Raw genomic sequence first — 2,702 nt, 5'->3', positions numbered from 1 at the left:
GTGAATCATCTAAAATTGAGTAACCATTAATCGCTTATGGGCTATGTCAGATAATTCTGGTTTGCTGATGACCAATAATACTACTGCTATTAAGGCCATCAGTAATTATATTTACCAAACGATTGTTTCTATTCAACAACAACATCCAGAATGGATAAATACAAAGTACAAGAGTATTCCTTGGCATTATTCCAAGTATCAATCTACTTTGACAAATAAGTTGACAAAAGGGCTTTCTTGTGCTGTTAGTCAGGATGAATTACAACTTAAAGTCATAAATTATCTTCAAATTCTTCTGACTCCCGAGTTTATTAATTCCGTTCAATATAACGCTTTAATTTCTCAGATAGATAAATTCATTTATCCAGAAAGAAATATCATTTCATCAGACAAAATTACTAATTCTCTGATTCCTGATTTCTCTACAAATGGAACTAAGTTAGTCGAGTCTGGCATAGCAATTTTATTGTTAGATGTAGAAAATTTACACCTTGATATTGAAACAGAAAAAATTCTTGTAGATATCTGTAATTATCCGATTCAAATTAAGGTTGCTTTTGCTAATTGGCGCAGTATGGGGAAAAAAGATGAAGAATTTCATCAACGTGGTTATCAATTAATTCATGTTCCTCCTGGTAAAGATAGTGCAGATCTGAAAATGGCAACTGTAGGTGCTTCCATTTTTGTCAATTACCCTACGGCGAAAGAGGTTTTAGTTTGCTCTTCAGATCGAGGATTAACTCATTTGGGTACTACTCTTCAATCTCATGGATTAACTGTTTATCAAGTACGGAAATATAAAAACCAAATTACTGTCTTAAATAGTCAAACTGGGGAATCACAAGTATATGCTCTTTCTGTTCCAGACATACCTACTATTGACACATTTATTATTCAATTACAGGAGTTAATCCGGTCTGAATCAGAAAAAATAGGACTGCAATGGGTTAAATTTTCGAGAATTTCTGCCTTATATAAAGAAACTTATAAGCTGAATCTTAAAGATGTAGTTGTGAATCACTTTCCTGACCAACAGTCCAGAAAAATATTTGTCAATTATCCAGCTTATTTTGCAATACATCAACCTTCGGAAAAATCCCAAACTTATGTCAGCATTTTTAATTTATTTAAACCGGAAAAAAAGATTTTAAATCCTCCCATAAATAATCAGATTGAAGTCTCTGCCAATATTACCAATATTACGGATATTGCTGAGATTACTTCTCAGGAAGTTATGGAACAAGTATTAGTAAATATTGTGACTCAATTAACTGGTGGCTCTCCAGATAATTATGTTCCTATTTCTAATCTCGGTAGTGAATTTCATCGGCTATATGGTAGGCCAATTACCAAAACTATTAAGCGGTTTCAACCAAGTAAAAAGTTTCCCAAATATTTGGAGCTTTGTAGTTCGCTGAAGTTGTATCAATCTGAAGAAGGTCGTTGGTTTGTGAGCTTACATTAACGTCCTCCCGGCGCTATTCTACCAGACAGCGCAGATTCCCTATCATCACTGACAGGGGCTTTCTGCTGCCTCTTGAGGTGAGGAGCTGTTTCATTAATGGATAATGGATAATGGATAATGGATAATGGATAATGAATAATTACCTCTGGTTAAAACCGTTACGGAATTGAATATCAGGAGATATTATTTGTTCTCTTGGTCTCATGGATATGGCGAGGAGACTTCGCCATCCCATCCTAACGGACTGCTCCGCAAACGACCGCTTTTTTCCCCTTAAAAGGGGAGGCTTTAAACCTGAATTATTTAATTATTAATTATTCGGTAACAATGCACCCGCCTTTCGAGATTTACTCTCTTCGGGTGTTACGGTCTGCTCCACAAACTGAAATTGACTGCTACGCTCCCTTCTAAGAAAACGCGAGTCTTCTGGTAACAATTTGATAAATGTCGAAAGTCAAAAGTTATAGATGAAACTTTCTGACTATAGCTGTATTATAAAAATAAATGTAAAGAAATGTAAAGATAAAGTTAATGCAGGACAAAGTTGTTGTAATTGTTGGCGCTACTGGTGGTATAGGTTCCGTAGTCGCAGAGAAACTCGCAAATTCTGGTGCTAGCTTAGTCTTAGCTGCCAGAGATAGCAGTAAATTGGATAGTTTAGCCACTCAACTATCTACTACCGAGACTATTACTGTGCCAACAAATATTACCAACCCAGAGGAAGTAGAAACTCTGATGGAAAAAACTACCAGTCATTTTGGCCAAATTGATGTGTTAATCAATGCAGCAGGAGCAGGTATTCTCAAACAATGGAACAAAATTGAACCTGCTGACCTAGATATTATGCTTGACCTAAATTTGAAAGGTAGCTTTTATACTTCTCAAGCTGCAGCCAATGTAATGAAAGGACAAAAATCAGGCCATATCTGCAATGTTATTGGTATTCTAGGCAAACATTCAATGGCCATGGGGACTGTATATTGTGCTTCTAAGTTTGGTTTGGTGGGTTTGAGTAAATGTATGGCGGATGAGTTACGACGCTATGGTATTAAAGTGACTCTTTTCTATTTCGGAGGAGTGAATACACCTTTCTGGGATAATGTTAGTCTCAAGGTTGATCGTTCAAAAATGCTCAGTTCAGAAACTGCTGCTGATGCAATCATGTTTGCTCTGAATTCAGAACCCCAAGCTGTACCAATGGAAATTAATATTCAGCCAGACAGTCATTTATTTTTCT

2 protein-coding genes are annotated in these 2,702 nt (G+C 36.0%); both read left to right on the top strand.

Annotated features, from left to right (window positions below; translation table 11 throughout):
* The first annotated feature begins 43 nt into the window (after positions 1 to 43).
* The gene (locus AC3DU7_RS26135; RefSeq protein ID WP_488042202.1) at positions 44 to 1,465 is read left to right on the top strand and encodes a PIN domain-containing protein; all 1,422 of its coding nucleotides are present in this window, start codon (positions 44 to 46) and stop codon (positions 1,463 to 1,465) included.
* Between the two features lie 531 nt (positions 1,466 to 1,996).
* Positions 1,997 to 2,702: SDR family oxidoreductase (locus AC3DU7_RS26130; RefSeq protein WP_488042201.1), on the top strand; the 706-nt coding region annotated here is incomplete at its 3' end.

The organism is Okeania sp. (assembly GCF_983059655.1).
Note: the sequence above shows the minus strand (reverse complement) of the source record. Positions and strands in the feature narration are given on the sequence as shown.

Coding starts and splice junctions, on each gene's coding strand:
- AC3DU7_RS26135 (WP_488042202.1), top strand. CDS start 44: ATGTCAGATAATTCTGGTTTGCTGATGACCAATAATACTACTGCTATT.